The organism is Desulfomicrobium orale DSM 12838, from assembly GCF_001553625.1.
GTDB classification, from domain to species: domain Bacteria; phylum Desulfobacterota; class Desulfovibrionia; order Desulfovibrionales; family Desulfomicrobiaceae; genus Desulfomicrobium; species Desulfomicrobium orale.
Map to the genome: position 1 here is coordinate 1,602,826 of NZ_CP014230.1, position 17,826 is coordinate 1,620,651.

The 17,826-nt window shown below is 60.5% G+C and carries 19 protein-coding genes; 12 read left to right on the forward strand and 7 right to left on the reverse strand.

Annotated features, from left to right (window positions below):
• Nucleotides 1-7: 7 nt before the first annotated feature.
• From dsrB to clpB, 8 genes are all read left to right on the forward strand, one after another.
• Nucleotides 8-1,168 carry a dissimilatory-type sulfite reductase subunit beta gene (gene dsrB, locus AXF15_RS07385; protein ID WP_066605436.1) on the forward strand — a complete coding sequence of 387 codons (1,161 nt, stop codon included), beginning with the start codon at nt 8-10 and terminating at the stop codon, nt 1,166-1,168.
• Between the two features lie 66 nt (nt 1,169-1,234).
• Complete coding sequence (locus tag AXF15_RS07390) at nt 1,235-1,471, forward strand: dissimilatory sulfite reductase D family protein (protein WP_066605440.1); 237 nt, start codon at nt 1,235-1,237, stop codon at nt 1,469-1,471.
• A gap of 12 nt (nt 1,472-1,483) precedes the next feature.
• Nucleotides 1,484-2,905: a cobyrinate a,c-diamide synthase gene (locus AXF15_RS07395; protein ID WP_066605442.1), complete on the forward strand. Its 1,422-nt coding sequence runs from the start codon at nt 1,484-1,486 to the stop codon at nt 2,903-2,905.
• A gap of 61 nt (nt 2,906-2,966) precedes the next feature.
• Entirely contained in the window at nt 2,967-3,314 is a 348-nt protein-coding gene (locus tag AXF15_RS07400; RefSeq protein WP_066605443.1) for a DVU0772 family protein, read from the forward strand.
• A 137-nt stretch (nt 3,315-3,451) separates the two neighbouring features.
• Nucleotides 3,452-4,063 carry a YkgJ family cysteine cluster protein gene (locus AXF15_RS07405; RefSeq protein ID WP_151192317.1) on the forward strand — a complete coding sequence of 204 codons (612 nt, stop codon included), beginning with the start codon at nt 3,452-3,454 and terminating at the stop codon, nt 4,061-4,063.
• 74 nt (nt 4,064-4,137) lie between these two features.
• Nucleotides 4,138-5,070, forward strand: coding sequence for a DnaJ C-terminal domain-containing protein (locus tag AXF15_RS07410; RefSeq protein ID WP_066605452.1), 933 nt, complete (start codon nt 4,138-4,140; stop codon nt 5,068-5,070).
• Nucleotides 5,071-5,079: 9 nt separating this feature from the next.
• On the forward strand, nt 5,080-5,391 hold the full coding sequence (locus AXF15_RS07415) for a chaperone modulator CbpM (RefSeq protein WP_083517922.1): 312 nt from the start codon (nt 5,080-5,082) through the stop codon (nt 5,389-5,391).
• Nucleotides 5,392-5,467: 76 nt separating this feature from the next.
• A complete protein-coding gene (gene clpB / locus AXF15_RS07420; protein ID WP_066605454.1) occupies nt 5,468-8,062 on the forward strand; it encodes an ATP-dependent chaperone ClpB in 2,595 nt (864 codons plus the stop codon).
• Nucleotides 8,063-8,163: 101 nt separating this feature from the next.
• Here clpB and AXF15_RS07425 read toward each other — a convergent pair whose 3' ends face one another.
• The 4 genes from AXF15_RS07425 to AXF15_RS07440 all read right to left on the reverse strand — a co-directional run bounded on the left by AXF15_RS07425 (nt 8,164) and on the right by AXF15_RS07440 (nt 12,262).
• On the reverse strand, nt 8,164-10,323 hold the full coding sequence (locus AXF15_RS07425; RefSeq protein ID WP_066605460.1) for a DNA translocase FtsK: 2,160 nt from the start codon (nt 10,321-10,323) through the stop codon (nt 8,164-8,166).
• Nucleotides 10,324-10,404: 81 nt separating this feature from the next.
• Nucleotides 10,405-10,962: an elongation factor P gene (gene efp / locus AXF15_RS07430; protein ID WP_066605463.1), complete on the reverse strand. Its 558-nt coding sequence runs from the start codon at nt 10,960-10,962 to the stop codon at nt 10,405-10,407.
• Complete coding sequence (locus AXF15_RS07435) at nt 10,946-11,443, reverse strand: type II 3-dehydroquinate dehydratase (RefSeq protein WP_083517923.1); 498 nt, start codon at nt 11,441-11,443, stop codon at nt 10,946-10,948. Before AXF15_RS07435 ends, efp begins: the two co-directional genes overlap by 17 nt.
• Nucleotides 11,444-11,446: 3 nt before the next feature.
• Nucleotides 11,447-12,262 (reverse strand): hypothetical protein, encoded by an 816-nt coding sequence (locus AXF15_RS07440; protein WP_151192318.1) that lies wholly within the window; start codon nt 12,260-12,262, stop codon nt 11,447-11,449.
• A gap of 55 nt (nt 12,263-12,317) precedes the next feature.
• Between AXF15_RS07440 and yihA the strand changes: the two genes are divergently transcribed.
• From yihA to AXF15_RS07460, 4 genes are all read left to right on the forward strand, one after another.
• The gene (gene yihA, locus AXF15_RS07445) at nt 12,318-12,968 is read left to right on the forward strand and encodes a ribosome biogenesis GTP-binding protein YihA/YsxC (protein WP_066605466.1); all 651 of its coding nucleotides are present in this window, start codon (nt 12,318-12,320) and stop codon (nt 12,966-12,968) included.
• 124 nt (nt 12,969-13,092) lie between these two features.
• Nucleotides 13,093-14,097 carry a hydrogenase expression/formation protein HypE gene (gene hypE / locus AXF15_RS07450; RefSeq protein WP_066605470.1) on the forward strand — a complete coding sequence of 335 codons (1,005 nt, stop codon included), beginning with the start codon at nt 13,093-13,095 and terminating at the stop codon, nt 14,095-14,097.
• 1 nt (nt 14,098) lies between these two features.
• The gene (locus tag AXF15_RS07455; protein WP_066605473.1) at nt 14,099-14,629 is read left to right on the forward strand and encodes a 3'-5' exonuclease; all 531 of its coding nucleotides are present in this window, start codon (nt 14,099-14,101) and stop codon (nt 14,627-14,629) included.
• Nucleotides 14,630-14,757: 128 nt separating this feature from the next.
• Nucleotides 14,758-15,210 carry a hypothetical protein gene (locus AXF15_RS07460; RefSeq protein ID WP_066605475.1) on the forward strand — a complete coding sequence of 151 codons (453 nt, stop codon included), beginning with the start codon at nt 14,758-14,760 and terminating at the stop codon, nt 15,208-15,210.
• A 205-nt stretch (nt 15,211-15,415) separates the two neighbouring features.
• Here the strand turns inward: AXF15_RS07460 and AXF15_RS07465 are convergent, their stop codons facing one another.
• From AXF15_RS07465 to AXF15_RS07475, 3 genes are read right to left on the reverse strand one after another with little or no spacing between them, the layout of a single operon-like run.
• Nucleotides 15,416-15,784, reverse strand: coding sequence for a hypothetical protein (locus tag AXF15_RS07465; RefSeq protein ID WP_151192319.1), 369 nt, complete (start codon nt 15,782-15,784; stop codon nt 15,416-15,418).
• 43 nt (nt 15,785-15,827) lie between these two features.
• Nucleotides 15,828-17,201 (reverse strand): PFL family protein, encoded by a 1,374-nt coding sequence (locus AXF15_RS07470; protein WP_066605480.1) that lies wholly within the window; start codon nt 17,199-17,201, stop codon nt 15,828-15,830.
• 44 nt (nt 17,202-17,245) lie between these two features.
• Nucleotides 17,246-17,797, reverse strand: a complete 552-nt coding sequence (locus AXF15_RS07475) for a glycine cleavage system transcriptional repressor (RefSeq protein WP_066605483.1) — start codon at nt 17,795-17,797, stop codon at nt 17,246-17,248.
• Nucleotides 17,798-17,826 lie beyond the last annotated feature (29 nt).

Below are 17,826 nucleotides of genomic sequence, written 5' to 3' on the forward strand. Positions count from 1 at the left end.
GTTGAAAATGGAGTTTGTTTCTTCCGGATATAATCCTGATAAGCCCATGGAAAACAGGATTTCGGACATCGGCCCTCGCCATTTCTCCGATTTCCTGCCTCCGGTCATTGCCAAAAATAAAGGAAAGTGGCTGTGGCACGAGATTATCGAACCCGGAATCCTGATGCACAAGGCTGAGAGCGGTGACGAAGTCTACACTGTGCGTTGCGGTGCTGCCCGTCTCATGTCCGTGGGCAATATCCGTATGATCTGTGATATCGCCGATAAATTCTGTGGCGGACACCTGCGTTTCACCACCCGCAACAACGTGGAGTTTATGGTCGAAACTCTGGCTGAGGCCAAAAAACTGAAAGAGCATCTGAATGGCCTGAAGCAGTCCGGCGGCAGCCATCTGTTGCCTGTCGGCGGCACGGGCGCCGGCATCACCAACATCGTCCATACCCAGGGCTGGGTGCATTGCCACACCCCTGCTACCGATGCTTCCGGTACCGTGAAGGTGGTCATGGACGAGCTGTTTGAAGAGTTCGGTCAGATGCGCATGCCCGCTCAGGTGCGTATTTCCATGGCCTGCTGTCTGAACATGTGCGGCGCTGTGCACTGCTCCGACATCGCTATTCTGGGTTATCACCGCAAACCGCCCATCATCGACCACGAGTGGCTGGACAACCTCTGTGAAATTCCTCTGGCCGTGGCCGCCTGCCCGGTAGGCGCCATCCGTCCGACCAAGAAGGAAATCACTACCGAAGCCGGTGAGACCAAGACCGTGAACACCGTGGCCATCAAGAACGAGCGCTGCATGTTCTGCGGTAACTGCTACACCATGTGTCCGTCCCTGCCTCTGTCCGACCAGACCGGCGACGGCCTCGTCATCATGGCTGGCGGCAAGGTCTCCAACCGCATCAGCAATCCCAAGTTCTCCAAGGTTGTCGTGGCCTTCATCCCCAACGAGCCGCCCCGCTGGCCCACGCTGGCCAAAGTCATCCGCCAGATCGTGGAAGCCTACGCCGCCGACGCGCGCAAATACGAGCGCTTGGGCGACTGGGCCGAGCGTATCGGTTGGGAACGCTTCTTCGAGAAGACCGGCCTGGAGTTCTCCGAGCACATGATCGACGATTTCCGCGATCCCGCTTACTACACTTGGCGCCAGACCACGAACTTCAAGTTCTAGTCTCCCGTCAGGACTGATCACATTGGGGCCGACGCAAGTCGGCCCTTAACCTTAAGAGAGGTTCGTATGGCAGATCCCAAAGACGTTGTTGTCGAGTTCATCAAGTCCAAGTCAAAGCAGAAGTCCAAATTTTATTTCAACGACCTGGCTGCGTTGTTCCCCGACATGAAAATGCGCGAGGCCAAGAAGGTCATCAACCAGCTGGTGGCCGACGGCGTGCTCGAATACTGGTCCAGTGGCAGCACCACCATGTACGGTCTGCCCGGAGCCGGAAAACAGGCTGGCGCGGAAGGCGAAGAGTAAGATTTTTCCGCGATGCCTTCATCCAATTTGTCCTGTCCACGGCTTTTGGTCGCTGGCCTGGGTGGTGGCTCCGGGAAAACCATCGTCAGTCTGGGGCTTGCCCGAGCCCTTGTCGAACAGGGCCTTTCGGTCCAGACCTTCAAAAAGGGTCCAGATTATATTGATGCCAAATGGCTGAGTCTTGCCAGCCGCGGTGGCGCAACAAATCTGGATCCTTTTCTTTTTTCTCCGGAGGTTTTGCGCAATGTCTTCTGGAGCCGGGCTCTGGGAAAGGATCTGGCGCTGATCGAAGGCAACCGCGGCCTTTACGACGGTAAGGATATACAAGGCACGTATTCTTCGGCGGAACTGGCCAAGACTCTGCATTGCCCCGTTGTTGTCGTTGCCGATTGTACCAAGGTGACCCGGACAATGGCTGCCATTGTCCTGGGCCTTAAGGCCTTTGATCCGGATGTGGACATCCGGGGCGTGATTCTGAATCGCACTGCCGGAGGGCGGCACCAGAACATTTTGCGCCAGTCCATCGAGAAGTACACGGATGTGCCCGTACTTGGCATCCTGCCGAAACTCGCCGTTAATCCCATTCCCGAACGGCAGATGGGACTTGTCTCCGACATGGAACTGGAGATGGATCCCTTCGGGGAGATCGCCTCGCGCATCCGCGAGCATGTGGATGTGGCGGCATGTCTGGAGGTCTCCCGCTCGGCTCCGGCTGTGGCCGGAGAAATAGCTCCGCTTTTCCCGTCTGTCTCTTCTGCTTCACCTGTCCGCATCGGGGTCGCCCGCGACGCGGCGTTGTGGTTCTACTACCAGGAAAATCTCGACGCTTTGCGCCACGCCGGGGCCGAGCTGGTGGAGTTCAGTCTGCTGGCCGACGAGGCCGTACCGGATGTACATGCCCTGTACATGGGCGGCGGTTTTCCGGAAACCATGGCCCGGGAGTTGTCCGCCAATCTTTCCATGCGCCGGAGCGTAGCGGCTTGCGTACAGGAAGGGATGCCCGTGTACGCGGAATGCGGCGGGCTCATGTACCTGGGCCGGTCCTTGTGCGTGGGTGAGAAGTCCTACCCCATGTCCGGCGTGTTCGCTCTGGATGTACAGATCTCCAAACGGCCCCAGGGACATGGCTACATGCGGGCCGTGGTGTCCGCATCCAATCCTTTCTATCCGCCAAGCACACCTCTTTCCGGCCATGAATTCCACTACTCGCGCTGTTTCGATCCGGAGCGGGCAGATTCCCCCGTATTTCAGGTGCAACTGGGGCAGGGCGTGGGCGCGGGAGGGGACGGCATGCTCGTCCGCAACTGTCTGGCCAGCTACATGTACATTCACGCTCTGGGCACTCCGGACTGGGCTGTCCGTTTTGCCGATGCAGCACGTATTTTTTCCCGTTGCCGGGAAAGAGGAAACCCCTGTCCGGATATCCGGCTCTGAGAGCCGTCTTGACCTTCGCCTGAGAGTTACTAATAACTCTTCTTAAATCAAGGAGGAGCTCATGGGACGCCTGCGCGAATACAAGGATCTGCTCATAGACTGGGAAATGACTCCGGAGGATGCCGTGGCCATTTATCTGGAGTGGGGCAATAACGGATACCGGGGCGGTTATCAGTACGCTGTCCGGGGCAAGGAAGATCATTCTCATTATTTTGTGATCAATACCTGGAACGAAAAACCCACGGCGACGCTCATTTACAGAAATTTCGACGGGGCGGAGGAGCTTGCGGTGCTGCCTCTGCCCGATGCTCTGGCCGGTAAATTTCTGGAGGGGGTGCATCATCACAAGGGCGTTTATCCTGTCAACGCCGATGTCCGCGAGTGGCTTGAGACGGAACTGTACAACTGAATGCCGCTCCCGTTCGCCGGTCACGGCGGGCCAGCTGACAGCTGGCTGAGCATTTTCATATAACGCCCTGAGAAAGCCGGATGATCCGGCTTTTTTCATGCTGGAGTGCGTTGATCCAGGCGGCAAAGGAAAAGACAGTGGAAGCATGTTCACGCTGCGGCATCTGCTGCCGCAAGGGCGGCCCGGCTCTGCATCATTCCGAAATGGAACTTCTGGAGATTTTGCCTCTGAAGGATCTGGTTTGCCTGCGTCCGGGCGAGCCGGCTTTCGATCCACGTTTCGGCATGGTGCGTCCCCTGACTGCGGAACTGATTAAAATCAGAGGCAAAGGCGATTCCTGGGAATGCCTGTACTATGAAGGCGGCTGCGGTATTTACGCGTATCGTCCGCTGGAGTGCCGGGCGCTGTCCTGCCGGCGGACAGACTCGCTTTTTTCCGTCATGGAGACTCCGGCTCTGAGCCGCGCGCATTTTATCAGGAAGGATTCGGCTCTCGGTGCGTGTATCGCCGAGCGCGAGGCCCGCTTCCCGGTGGAGCGGTGCGTGTCTCTTCTGTCCGGCTCCGCTGTGACTGTTCCCGGAGAGCTTGATGCGATTCTGCGCGCGGAACTAGCCTTTCGGAGCGCTCTGGCCGAAGCTGTGGCCGCTGCCGATGAAGATTTGTGGGTTTATCTGGGCCGTCCTCTGTGGCTTGTGCTGCGTCCCATGTCGCCAGCTTTGGGCAGATATGGAAATGTACGGGATTTTTGATGTCAAATTGTTGACTTGAAGGCGGCGGATATTATCTTGTCACGTGCGAATCACGCACAAGGAGCGGCACTACTTTGGAATATAAAGACTATTACAAATTGCTCGGAGTAGGTAAAGACGCGGGGCAGGATGAAATCGGCAAGGCTTTCAAGAAGCTGGCCCGCAAATACCATCCTGACCTGAACCCGAACAATCCTGAAGCCGAAAGCAGATTCAAGGAAATCAATGAAGCTTACGAAGTGCTGAAGGATCCGGAGAAGCGCAAGCTCTACGATTCCCTGGGGCCCAACTGGAAGGACGGGCAGAACTTCCAGCCGCCGCCCGGTTTTGAAAACATTCGTTTCAGCTCCGGCGGGTTCGGTGGCGAGGGCTTCAGCGATTTCTTCGAAACCATTTTCGGTGGCGGCTTTGGTGGAGCCCGGTTCGGCGGCGAGGGATTTTCCCGGATGCGTTCCAGAGGCCGGGACGCAGAGGTGCGGCTGCCGCTCACCCTGGAAGAGGCTTACCGGGGCGGACGCAAGACCGTGACCCTGCAGGAACAGGTGCGCGGCGCTGACGGCATGCCCCGGATGCAACAGAAGACCCTGGAGGTGAATATCCCTGCCGGCGTGAAGAACGGAGGGAAGATCCGGCTGAGCGGCCAGGGCTCTCCGGGTACGGGGGGCGGGCAGCCGGGCGACCTGCTTTTGCAGGTGGAGATTGCGGAGCATCTGCTCTTCCGGCTCGAAGGCGTGAACGTCCTGTACGATCTGCGCCTTGCTCCGTGGGAGGCCGTGCTCGGGACTTCGGCCCGGATTCCCACTTTGGACAGCCCGGTGGACATGACCATCCCTCCCGGCGTGAGCAGCGGGCAGAAGCTGCGTCTGGCCGGAAAGGGGCTCGGCAAGGGAACCTCCCAGGGTGACCAGTTCGTGCGCATCATCATCCGCTCGCCCAGAGAACTGTCGGACCGCGAACGGGAGCTGTGGACGGAACTGTCGCGGATTTCCTCATTTCAAGCCAGATAGGAGAGACGCATGAGCCCCATACAGATTCGCGAACATGGTCTCCCGGCGCCGTCCGTACGCATCGGCACCAGGGAATTTCTGGAATTGACCGGCCTGACCGAAGCCGCCTTGGCAGAGCTCGTCCGCATGAACTGGATCGTCCCGGCCCGTACGGCGCAGCGGGAATGCCTGTTCATGGCCGCCGACGTGCCACGGGTGCGCCGGTATGTGCGCCTGTGCATGGACTTTGAGCTGCACGCGGTGGCCGGAAGCATCATCGTCGATCTGCTGGAGCGCATTGACATGCTGGAGCGGCAGGTGCGTTCTCTCAGCGGAAGATAGGCCCGGGCGGAGCGTTTCAGCTTCTGAGAGTCAGAGCAGGGCCGCTGAAATTTTCAGGAATAATGGAGGATTCATCATGGATCTGAACAAATTCACGCAAAAATCCCAGGAAGCCGTGGCCGAAGCCCAGCAGGAGGCCGTCCGGCTGGGGCATCAGCAGGTGGACACGGATCATCTTTTTCGGGCTCTGGTGGGCCAGGAGGACGGCTTGGTGCCCCGTCTGCTGGAGCGGGCCGGGTACGACCCCAAAGCTGTGGCCTCCGCTCTGGATGCCGAGCTGGGCAGAATGCCCCGTGTCAGCGGCCCCGGAGTGCAGCCCGGCCAGATTTATGTCACCCAGCGCATGAACGAGACCCTGCTGGCGGCCTTTGATCTGGCGAAGAAGATGCAGGACGAATACGTCAGTGTGGAACATCTGCTGCTGGCCGTTCTGGACAAGCCGGGCAGCGGTCCGGCCGCCGCCGTGCTGCGGCAGTTCGGCCTGACCAGAGACAGGATTCTGGCCGTGCTGGCGGAGGTGCGCGGCAACCAGCGGGTGACTTCAGCCAACCCCGAAGATACTTACGACGCCCTCAAAAAGTACGGCCGCGACCTGGTGGAAGACGCCCGCAAGGGGCGGCTCGATCCGGTCATCGGCCGGGACGCCGAAATCCGACGGTGCATCCGCATCCTGTCACGGCGCACCAAAAACAACCCGGTCATGATCGGCGAGGCCGGAGTGGGCAAAACGGCCATTGTGGAAGGATTGGCCCAGCGTATTCTTAGTAAGGACGTGCCCGAGGGACTGAAGGACAAGACCGTCTTCGCTCTGGACATGGGTGCGCTCATCGCCGGCGCCAAATATCGCGGCGAGTTCGAGGAGCGGCTCAAGGCCGTGCTGAAGGAGGTCCAGAAGTCCGAAGGGCGGATTCTGCTGTTCATCGACGAGCTGCATACCATCGTGGGCGCGGGCAAGACCGAAGGAGCCATGGACGCGGGCAATCTCCTGAAGCCCATGCTGGCCCGGGGAGAGCTGCACTGCATCGGCGCCACGACCCTGGACGAGTACCGCAAGTATATCGAGAAGGACCCGGCCCTGGAACGCCGCTTCCAGCCCGTGGTGGTGGACGAGCCCAGCATGGAAGACGCCATTTCCATTCTGCGCGGCCTGAAGGAGCGTTTCGAGGTTCATCACGGCGTGCGGATTTCCGATTCGGCCCTGGTCACGGCGGTAACCTTGTCCAGCCGGTACATTTCCGACCGGCAGTTGCCGGACAAGGCCATCGACCTCATTGACGAGGCGGCCGCCATGATCCGTACGGAGATCGACTCCCTGCCCACGGAACTGGACGAGATCAACCGCAAGATCATGCAGCTTGAGATCGAGCGCGAGGCCTTGCGCCGGGAGAGCGACGCCTCTTCCCGCGAGCGCCTGGAACGGCTGGAAAAGGAACTGGCCGAACTGAAGGAGACGCAGACGGGCCTGCGGGCGCAGTGGGAAAAGGAAAAGAGCGGCATCGACGAGGTCAGCCGGGTGAAGAAGGAACTGGAAGCCACCAGGGAGGCCATCGCCAAGGCGGAACGCGAGTACGATCTGAACAGGGCCGCCGAACTGAAATACGGGCGCCTGACCGAACTGGAAAAGAAACTGGCGGAGCTTTCCGCTGCGGACGACGGTTCGCACCGCTTGCTGCGGGAAGAGGTGGGGCCGGACGACATTGCAGCCATCATCTCCAGGTGGACGGGTATTCCCGTGGCCAAGCTGGTGGAAGGGGAGCGGGAAAAGCTCCTGAAACTCGGAGATATCCTGCACGAACGGGTCATCGGTCAGGACGAGGCCGTACAGGCCGTGGCCGACGCGGTGCTGCGGGCCAGGGCCGGGCTGAAGAATCCGCAGCGGCCCATCGGCTCTTTCATGTTCCTGGGCCCCACGGGCGTGGGTAAGACGGAGTTGTGCAAGACTCTGGCCCGGACGCTGTTCGACACCGAGGAGAACATGGTCCGGCTGGACATGAGCGAATACATGGAGAAACACACGGTGGCCCGGCTGATCGGAGCGCCTCCGGGCTATGTGGGCTACGACGAGGGCGGGCAGCTGACCGAGGCCGTGCGGCGCAAGCCTTACAGTGTGGTCCTGTTTGACGAGATCGAGAAGGCCCACCCGGACGTGTTCAACGTGCTGCTCCAGATTCTGGACGACGGCCGCCTGACAGACAGCCACGGCCGGACGGTGGATTTCAAGAACACCATCATCATCATGACCTCCAATATCGGATCGGCCATGCTGCTGGACGGCATCACGGAGGACGGCGGGCTCCAGGCCGGAGTGCGCGAAGCCGTCATGAATGCGCTGCGGACTCATTTCCGGCCCGAATTCCTGAACCGGGTGGACGAGATCGTGCTTTTCAGGCCGCTTCAGGTGGAGCAGATCATGCGCATTGTCGAGGTACTGCTGACCGGTCTTCAGGAGCGTCTGGCCGAGCGCAAGATCTCTCTGGAGCTGACGGACCGGGCCAGAGAGTTCATCGCCCGGGAAGCCTACGATCCAGTTTACGGGGCCCGGCCGCTTTTACGCTATCTGCAGCAGCATGTGGAGACACCTCTGGCCAGGGAAATTATCGGTGGACGCCTGCGCGACGGGCAGAAGCTGGTGGTGGATGAAGAGGGCGGCGCTCTGGTTTTCCGCTCCTGAGCGACGGGGCACCGGATGGTACCCGCCATCTTGGTGCTCCCGTTTTCCTGCCGACCGGCCCCGGATTTTTCATCCGGGGCTTTTTTGCGTCTGCCAGCCGTTCAATCCTTTTTGCGGACTATCCGGGGCTTGCTCCCATCCTGCGGGCCGATGAGGCCGTCGGCCTCCATTTGTTCGATAAACCGCGCCGCCCGGTTGAATCCGATTCTGAGCCGCCGCTGGATCATGGAAATGGATGCGCGCCCTTGGTCCGCCACGAATTCGATGGCTTCGGCGTATTTAGGATCGTCCAGCACGTCGCCGGCCCCGCCACCGCCGTCGGGAGCGCTGTCTCCGCTGGTTCCCCATTCGGCGAAATCCAGCTCGAAATGCTGGGAGCGCTGTTTTTCCCAGTGTCCGACCACGCGGGCGATTTCGTCATCGCCCACGAACGCTCCATGCACCCGTTGCAGCCCGCCGCCGCTCAGCTTGAAGAGCATGTCGCCCTGGCCGAGCAGGTATTCGGCCCCGATGCCGTCCAGAATGGTGCGGGAGTCATGTTTGGAGCTGACCTGAAAGGCGATGCGTGACGGAAAATTGGCCTTGATGATGCCGGTGACGACATCCACGGACGGCCGCTGCGTGGCGAGAATGAGATGTATGCCTGCGGCCCGCGCCAGCTGCGCCAGACGGACGATGCTGCCTTCCACTTCCTTGGCCGCCGTCATCATCAGGTCGGCCAGTTCGTCAATGACAATGACCAGATACGGAAAAGGCTTCAGGTCGCGCAGGGCCTCGGGGCGGTCGTCGCCCATCTCGGCCAGCTTCTGGTTGTAAGTCGTGATGTGGCGGACACCCGTGGCGGCCATGGCCTCGTAGCGCTGCTCCATTTCATATACGGCCCATTCCAGAGCATTTTTGGCCAGATGGATGTCCGTGACCACGGGATGCACCAGATGGGGCAGGGAACTGTAAACAGCGAGCTCGATGCGTTTGGGATCCACCAGCAGGAGCTTCACGGCTTCGGGCCCGTGTTTGTAGACGATGCTCAGCAGCAGGCAGTTCAGGCACACGGATTTGCCCGCACCCGTGGCTCCGGCCACGAGCATGTGGGGCATTCTGGCCAGGTCGGCGATTTTGGGCTTGCCCTGGATGTCCTTGCCCAGAGCCAGGGGGATCTGTGCCTTGGTGTCGGCAAAGGCGTCGTCGTCCAGAATCTCCCGCAGATAGACCGTCTGCCGGATTTCGTTGGGAATTTCGATGCCCACCGTATCCCGGCCGGGCAGCGGCGCCACGATGCGCACGGCGCGCGCTTTCAGGGCCAGGGCCAGGTCGTCGCTCATGCCGGCGATACGGCTGACCTTGATGCCGGGAGCGGGCTTGAACTCGAACATGGTGATGACCGGCCCCGGCTGCACGCCCTGCACATCCCCCTGAATGCCGAAATCCGCGAAGCAGGCCGTCAGGGCCTGGGACTGTTTGTCCAGAATGTTCTTGGACACGTTGGCGCGGGATGGAGGGACGGCGGCCAGCAGATCGAGGGGCGGCAGCCCGCCGGGCTCCGGGCGCGGCGTTGCAGCATCCCGGGGCGGGGCGGCGGACCGGGGGACCTCTTTGGGGGCGGGAGCGGGAGTCGAAGGCTGGGGAGGCTGCGCAGGGACCTTGGTCTTGGCAGGCGTGGCGGGGGGAGGGGTCTTTTCGGGCCGTTTGGTGAAGAGGCCGTGCAGGGCGTCATGGATGCGTCCGTACCCGTCGCGGAAAATGTCCCCCAGAGTCTTGTACGGCATTCCGAGCAGAAGACGCAGGCCGACGAGGGTCAGGCACAGGTTGACCAGTACAAGGCCGTATGTCCCGAAGATCCGGAGCATGAGCCCGTGCAGGAATCTTCCCATGAAACCGCCGCCCATCATGCCGCCTTCAGGCAGCCCGAGATGGAGCACCGTAAAATGCGCCCAGACAGGCATCAGTGCGGCCAGCAGGATGCCGCCGAGCCAGCGCAGCCAGGACGGTCTGAACCGGGGAAAAAAGAGCATGGCCGCGCCCAAGGCCAGAAAAGCGGGCGTGAGCCAGGATGCCGCGCCGCATAGATCGACCAGTCCTCCGGCCGCGTAAGAACCGAGTGCGCCGACGAGATTTCGGGTTTTATGCCCGGCCGCCGCCTGGTGGTTGAAGCCCGGATCGTCGGGGCTGAACGAATAAAGGGCCAGAGTGATCAGAGCCAGGGCGCAGGCGAAAAGCAGCGCGCAGATTTCCCGTACCAGTTTGTTGCCGTCCTTCGTCATGCGGTCTTTCCTGATGAAGTTCCAAAAACAAAAGGCCACAGAGCGTTCTCCATGGCCTTTGGTCTGCTGCGTCCAACCGGACTATTCGCGGCCGAGGTACTCGCCCGTCTCCGTATTGACCTTGATCTTGGTGCCTGTTTCCACAAAAAGCGGCACATTGACCACTACGCCGGTCTCCAGAGTCGCGGGCTTGGTGGCTCCGGTCACGGTATCGCCTTTGACGCCGGGGTCGGTCTCGGTCACTTCCAGCACCACGGTTCCGGGCATTTCCAGATCCAGAGGCCGGTTTTCATAGAGCATGACCTTGTAGGCCGAGGCTTCCTTCAGATAACCGCCTTTGTCGCCGACCACATCCGCCGGGATGGAGAGCTGCTCGAAAGTGGTCATGTCCATGAAGGCGTAGCCGTCGCCTTCATTATAGAGATACTGCATTTCCCGGACCTCGAGATCGGGCCGGGGAAATTTGAGTCCCGAACGGAAGTTCTGCTCCACTACGGCTCCAGTGAGCAGATTGCGGTACTTGGTGCGCATGAACGCGCCGCCCTTGCCCGGCTTGTAGTGGCTGCACTCCAGAATTTCACAGGGTGCGCCGTCGATCTCTATCTTCTTTCCTTTCTTGAAATCACTTGTCGCTAGCATTCCTGACTGTTTCCTCCGTGGATTTGTCCCCGCCGACAGCCAGAAAAAGCTGCCACAGTGCTTGGACTGCAAGCGCATAGCTCATCAGGCCAAAACCGGCAATACTTCCGGCGCAGTGCCGGGCGATAAGGCTTTTGTGGCGGAGCTCCGTGCTCCTGGCGTGAACATTGGTCAGGTGCACCTCCACGCAGGGAATTCTGATCCAGGCCAGGCAGTCCACCAGAGCCAGGCTGGTGTGGGTATACGCCCCCGCGTTGAGCACCAGACCCGAAACCCCGGAGTGCCAAGCGGCCTCCAAGCAGTCAATGATGGCTCCCTCGCTGTTGGACTGGAAAAAAGACAGGCTGATGGAAGAAAAATTCTCTCCCATCAGCCTTTTCGTCAGTTCAGGCAGGGCGTCCATGCCCTCGGTGCCATAGATTTCGGGCTGGCGCAGCCCCAGCTGTCCCAGGTTGGGACCGTTCACCACCAGAATATCCATGGATTATTTATGTTCCTTGGGCTCCTGCACCTTGTCCACATGTCTGGGCCGGACCATCACGGTTTCCGGATCGGCTTCGGCGGGAAGGGGGCTTGCCACATCCAGAGCCATGACATCCACGTCCATCAGAAAAACCAGATCATTGGGCTCTATCTCACGGTTGCTGGCCATGATATCCAAGGTGCAGATCATGCCCGAAGTTTTTCCGCGCACTTTGGAAGCCATTGCTATATGTTGCGTGACGTGCTTGACCTCGGCTAGACCGATAACCCGCAGGACATGGGGAGACAGTTCACTCACCGGTTCGGCGATGACCGCATAGGCGGGCATCTGCGGGGGAAGGGCCAGATGCAGTATGGCGTAGACGACATCGTGCATGCCGGCGATATACCGTCCTTCCTCCAGCACCACGATGCGGCCGCTCAGATCCATGTCCGCCATGAAACGGGTGGCGACCGAGAATTTCTGGATCGTATCTCCGGTTTCTTCATCCACGACTCTCGTCAGCATTCCATGCTGGGCATACTTGCCGCCTGATGCACCCAGCGGGACCAGACCATCCGACGGAATCATGACCAGATCCCGGTTGATCATCTTGTTGAATGCCGAGACCAGCCCGGCGGAGCATGCTTTTTTCCAGATTTCAGCATCCCGGTCCGTATACTGCTCCAGCTCTTCTGGACTCAACTGTAGTTCAACCACCGCCTTTTCTTCCGCAATCAAGGGCTCGTGGGAGCTTGCGTCCGGAACTACCGCTGCTTTTTTTGCACACGCGCCCAGGGACAAAACAAGACTTAATACAACAAGCAGCACACGCATCTGAGGCCTCCGATTAATTGTTGATCAGCAAAAATATTGACTTTATCAGTGCCTGATGGATGCATCTTCCGTCAAGAACTCCAGTACAAAAATACATCATCTTCCCACTGTGATTCTTGAAAAAACCGTTTATGTCCCCGATCAGCTGGAAGACATGCCGCTTCCGCAGCTTGCGCTGGCGGGACGCTCCAATGTGGGAAAATCGTCTCTGTTGAACAGACTGGCCGGGCGGAAGCATCTGGCCAAGACCAGTTCCACGCCGGGAAAAACCCGCAGCCTGAATTTTTACCGGGTCAGCCCCGAAAATTTTTACCTGGTCGATCTCCCCGGTTACGGTTACGCTCGCTGTTCCAAGACGGAACGGGACAAATGGGCCCGCCTCATCGCCGCATATCTGCACGGCAACACCCGCCTTTTCGGCGTTGTGGCCCTGCTTGACTCGAGACATCCGCCGCAGGCCAGCGACATGGAACTTATCGAGTATATTCAAGGCCAGAATATCCCGCTTTTTTCTGTGCTGACCAAAGCGGACAAATGCAAGCAACAGCTCCGCCGGACGCATCAAGCCATGTGGCAGCGTCTTTTGCCGGCGGAAACGCCGCCCATGCTTGTCTCCAGCCACTCCGGCATGAACATGGACAAGCTGTGGCGTTTTTTTCTGGACAGGCATGCTGACTATCTGACTCGCCGAAGCGGTGGGGTGTAGCTCATGTCGTCAGGACGCCGGTGGTATCCTTTATGATATGTTATCCCGCAGCGTCAGGGAAATTTTGACGCTGTGACTCATGCAAGGGCGTGAAGATTCAGCTCCGCCCACCGGAGATGGTTTTATGACGGAACGGATTCTTCTTGATTACGGCAGTGGCGGCCGTGCATCGCACCGGCTCGTCAGTGAGCTTTTTCTCCGCCATCTGGACAATGAAATCCTGGGGCAGCTGGACGATGCGGCCCTGCTTCAGGTTTCCGGCCCCGTGGCCGTGAGCACCGATTCCTTCACCGTCGATCCCATCTTCTTTCCCGGCGGCGACATCGGTGCGCTGGCCGTGCACGGCACCGTCAACGACGTGGCCATGCTCGGCGCCAGACCCAGATATCTGACCTGCGCCTTCATTCTGGAAGAAGGGCTGCCCATGGAGGATCTGGAACGCATTGTCGGATCCATGGGCCGGGCCGCGCGCGAGGCGGGCGTGCAGGTGGTCGCCGGAGATACCAAGGTTGTGCCCAGGGGCATGGCCGACAGGATTTTCATCAATACCACGGGCATCGGGGAGGTTTTCGTTCCGGCGCCGCCAAGCGGGCACAGGGCCCGGCCCGGTGACGCCATTCTGCTCAGCGGCTTTGCCGGGGATCATGGTCTGGCCGTACTTTCCCGGCGCGAGGGCCTGACTTTCGACGTGCCGGTGGCGTCGGACTGCGCATCTCTCAATCACCTCATTGTCCGGCTGCTGGAAGCCGTCCCGGAGGTGCATGTGCTGCGCGACCCCACCCGCGGGGGAGTGGCCACGACCCTAAACGAAATCGCCGTCCAGTCCGGAGTGGAGTGCCGCATTTTCGAAGACGCGGTTCCAGTACGGCCGGAGGTGCGCAGCGGCTGTTCCTTTCTGGGGCTCGATCCGCTCTATCTGGCCAACGAGGGCAAATTTCTGTGTATCCTGCCGGAAGAACTGGCGGACCAGGCTCTTCAGGTTCTGCGGTCCGACCCGCTGGGCGGCCATGCGGCGCGCATCGGCGAAGTGCGCTCCGGACGGCCCGGCAGAGTGGTGCTGCAAACGGCGCTGGGCGGCTCGCGGCTCATGGACATGCTGGAAGGCGAGCAGCTCCCCCGCATCTGCTGACATGCGTTCTTTCGTCGCCATCGATTTCGAAACGGCGGACTCGCGCCCGGACAGCGCCTGCGCCGTTGGACTGACCAAGGTTCGTGAGGGCGCGATCGTTGATCGTCTGTATGCTCTGATTCGTCCGCCGCGGGCGAGATTTTCTCCTTTCTGCGTGAACGTGCATGGCATTCATTGGCGGGACGTGAAGAGCGCGCCTTCTTTTCGGGAGTTCTGGATCGAGCACGCCGGATTTCTCGAAGATGCGGACTTTCTGGCTGCTCACAATGCCCGTTTTGACCGGGGCGTGCTGGCCGCCTGCTGCGCCATGTCGGGTCTGCCCGTTCCCCGTCTGCCTTATGTCTGCACAGTGGATCTGGCCCGCGCCCTATGGAACGTGCGGCCGACCAAACTCCCGGATGTCTGCCGGTTTCTTGGACTTGATCTCAATCATCACCACGCCGGTTCCGACGCCGACGCCTGCGCCGGCATCGTCATGGCCGCCTTGGCCGAAAATCCTTCCTGCCTGACCCTGTTGGGTTTGATCCGCTGAAAAAAGCCGCGTTCGGGGCGGAAGTTCCGCCTTGCCGGAGCCTTTCATCTGTTTCGTCCCTTGAAATACGGCCCCGTGTGGCGCAGACTCTTCGCGCACAACCCGCCGCATTCTTTAAGGAGACAACCATGCCCCTGACCACAGCCCAGATGCGGGCGCATATCTTTCTGGTCATTCTGGAGAAATTTTCTTCCAGCGCCGAGCGCCGCCGGGAGGCTCTGGAGGAGTACCTGCTGGTGACCCTGCCCAATATTTCGGAGGAGACCGCCGGGAAGCTGGCCGCCCTCATTCCGGACATTCTGCCGGAACTCTACGCCAAATGGATCGGCCAATTCGCCGACAGACTGTTCGAGACCATCCCGGGCGACCAGTTACAGCACCTGTGTTCCGGCACTGTGGAGAATAACGCCAGCCTGGGGCTCGTTTTTCTCATGTTCATGGAATCCGCCCGCATGGAGCGGCAGATGGAAGAGGATCTGCGGCAGTATGCCAGACGGCATTCCGGGGCGGAAGACATGGGCGATCTGGTGGCCGCTTACCTGCGTGGCAAAGTGGACGCGCTCAGAAAAGAAGAAAAGTGAGGACTTGCGGCGGAACAGATTTGGTGTGCCCGTGCTCTGCTTCCGGAGAGTGCCGCCGGACAGGATATGCCACGGCGCATTAAATGCGGCATCCGTCATATCGGGAAAAGCCCCTGGCCCGGAGAAAATCCGGAGCCGGGGCTTTGTGTTTCAGAACGGGAGCGGGGCTTGGGAAATGCGGCTGAAAAATGTCCGCAATATCCGTCTACTTGGCTGCGTGCAGGTCGTCTCCTATTTCCGTCAGCAGGGACTGAATGCGTTCGAGCTTGTCCCTGTGTCTGCCCGCCAGCCGCCGGTCCAGATCCTCTGCGGTGTGGGCCATGTCCCGGAGTTGATTCTCCAGCGCCATGACAGCCGTCCGCCGGGGCAGGGCGTCAAGGTCCGCGATTCTGGCGTCAAGAATGGCGGCGCGCCGGTCCAGTTCCAGAGCCGAAGCGTGTGCCGCGCGCAGTTCATCCACAGCGTGGGAAAGTCCCAGAATATTGCGCCACAAGCCGCAGAAGAGTGTCAGCGTGAGCAGAAATGCGCAGATGGCCATACCGAGGGCCAGTTTGTCTCTGGAAAATAGGCGCATGAAATCTTTTCCTTGGGCTTTCATTGCTTTTCGCTCCGGTTCCTCAGTTGATGAGCGCCTGAAGCGGCGCGGGAATGGAACCGCCCCGGTTCACGAAACCGGCGGAAACGCCGTTGCCGCGTACGGGGATGATTTCCGTCTCGCCCAGCAGGCCGCCGAAATGCACTTTGTCTCCGGCCGCCTTGTCCGGAACGGGTATAAGCCGCGCGGCGGTGGTTTTCTTGTTAATGACGCCGATGGCCATTTCGTCGGCGATGATCCCGGCCAGGGTTTCGGCCGTGGTGTCGCCGGGCAGGGCGATCATGTCCAGCCCCACGGAGCAGACGGCGGTCATGGCTTCGAGCTTCTCCAGGGGCAGGGCGCCCGATGCCGCGGCTTCGGCGATGTTCAGGTCCTCGCTGACGGGGATGAAGGCGCCGCTTAAGCCCCCCACGCGGGAGCTGGCGAAGGCGCCGCCTTTTTTCACGGCGTCGTTCAACATGGCCAGGGCCGCCGTGGTGCCCGGAACACCGATGGAGCCCAGGCCCAGGGACTGGAAGATTTCACCCACACTGTCCCCCACCTTGGGCGTCGGGGCCAGGGACAGATCGACGATGCCGAAGTTCACGCCCAGGAGCCGGGCCACTTCCCGGCCGATGATTTCGCCCACGCGGGTGACCTTGTAGGCCGTGCGCTTGATGACTTCCGAGAGTTCGCCCAGATGCGCGCCGGGGTTGTCCTGCACCGCCCGGTCGATGGCTTTTTTGACTACTCCGGGGCCGCTGACGCCGACATTGATGGCGGAGCCCGCCTCTCCCACGCCCAGATACGCTCCGGCCATGAAGGGTACGTCTTCCGGGATATTGGCGAAGACCACCAGCTTGGCGCAGCCCAGACCGTCGCGGTCTTTGGTTTTTTCGGCGGCGGCCTTGATGGTCCGGCCCATGAGGGCCACGGCGTCCATGTTGATGCCCGCGCGGGTGGTGGCCACATTGACCGACGAGCACAGGCGCTCCGTCACGCTCAGGGCCTCGGGGATGGCTTCGATGAGGGCCAGATCGCCCTTGGCCATGCCTTTTTCCACCAGGGCACCGAAGCCGCCGATGAAATCGACCCGCACGTCTCTGGCGGCCTGATCCAGAGTCCTGGCCACTTCCACCATGCCCCGGCTGTCAAAGGGCGCGGCGGCCACGGCGATGGGGCTGACGGAAATGCGCTTGTTCACCACGGGGATGCCGAAGCGTTCCCCCACCTCGTCGCATACCGCCACCAGATCCCGGCCCAGAGTGGTGATACGTTCATGGATGGCCGCCGTGAACCGGGACAGGTCGTGGGAGGCGCAGTCCAGCAGGCTCACGCCCAGAGTCACGGTGCGCACGTCCAGATTCTCGTTTTTGATCATGGACAGCGTGGAAAGCACCTCGCGGTCGTTCAACATATCCGAAATCTCCTCGAAAAGTCGCAATACGCGGCGGAAGGCCGCTAGATGCGGTGAATGGTCTCAAATATATCCCGGTGCTGCACCGATACGGTCAGGGCCAGAGGCGCACAGACATCCTGCATCTTCTGCCGCAGATGGCGGTGTTCCACGCTGGGGGGCACGTCAACCTCGAAGATCATGATCATTTCGTCCTCGCCGGTTTCCTGGGTGATGATGGCCCGGAAGTTGACCACGTTGCAGTTCAGGGCGGCGATGCCCGTGGTCACGGCGGAAATGGTGCCCGGCTTGTCCAGGCCGCGCGTGGTGATGACAAAGGGCTGCGTGGGTGCGTCTTCGGGAACGGCCGGAACGCTCATGGGCCGGAGATGGGCGCTCAGTCCCATGCCGCCCAGAACGGAGTTCAGCTCCGCGCCGATGGTTTCCAGCGGGCGGTCGAGGGGGTTCAGCACGACGAAGATGGATGCGAACTCCGTCTGCAGGATGGTCTGGCTCACATCCTCGATGTTGCAGCCGTGGGAGAACAGAATGGTCGATATTCTGGCCAGGATGCCCGGTTTGTCCTGGCCGATGACCGAGAGCACAAATTTTTTCATGAAACCTCCGCGCCGTGGTAAAGTTCTGT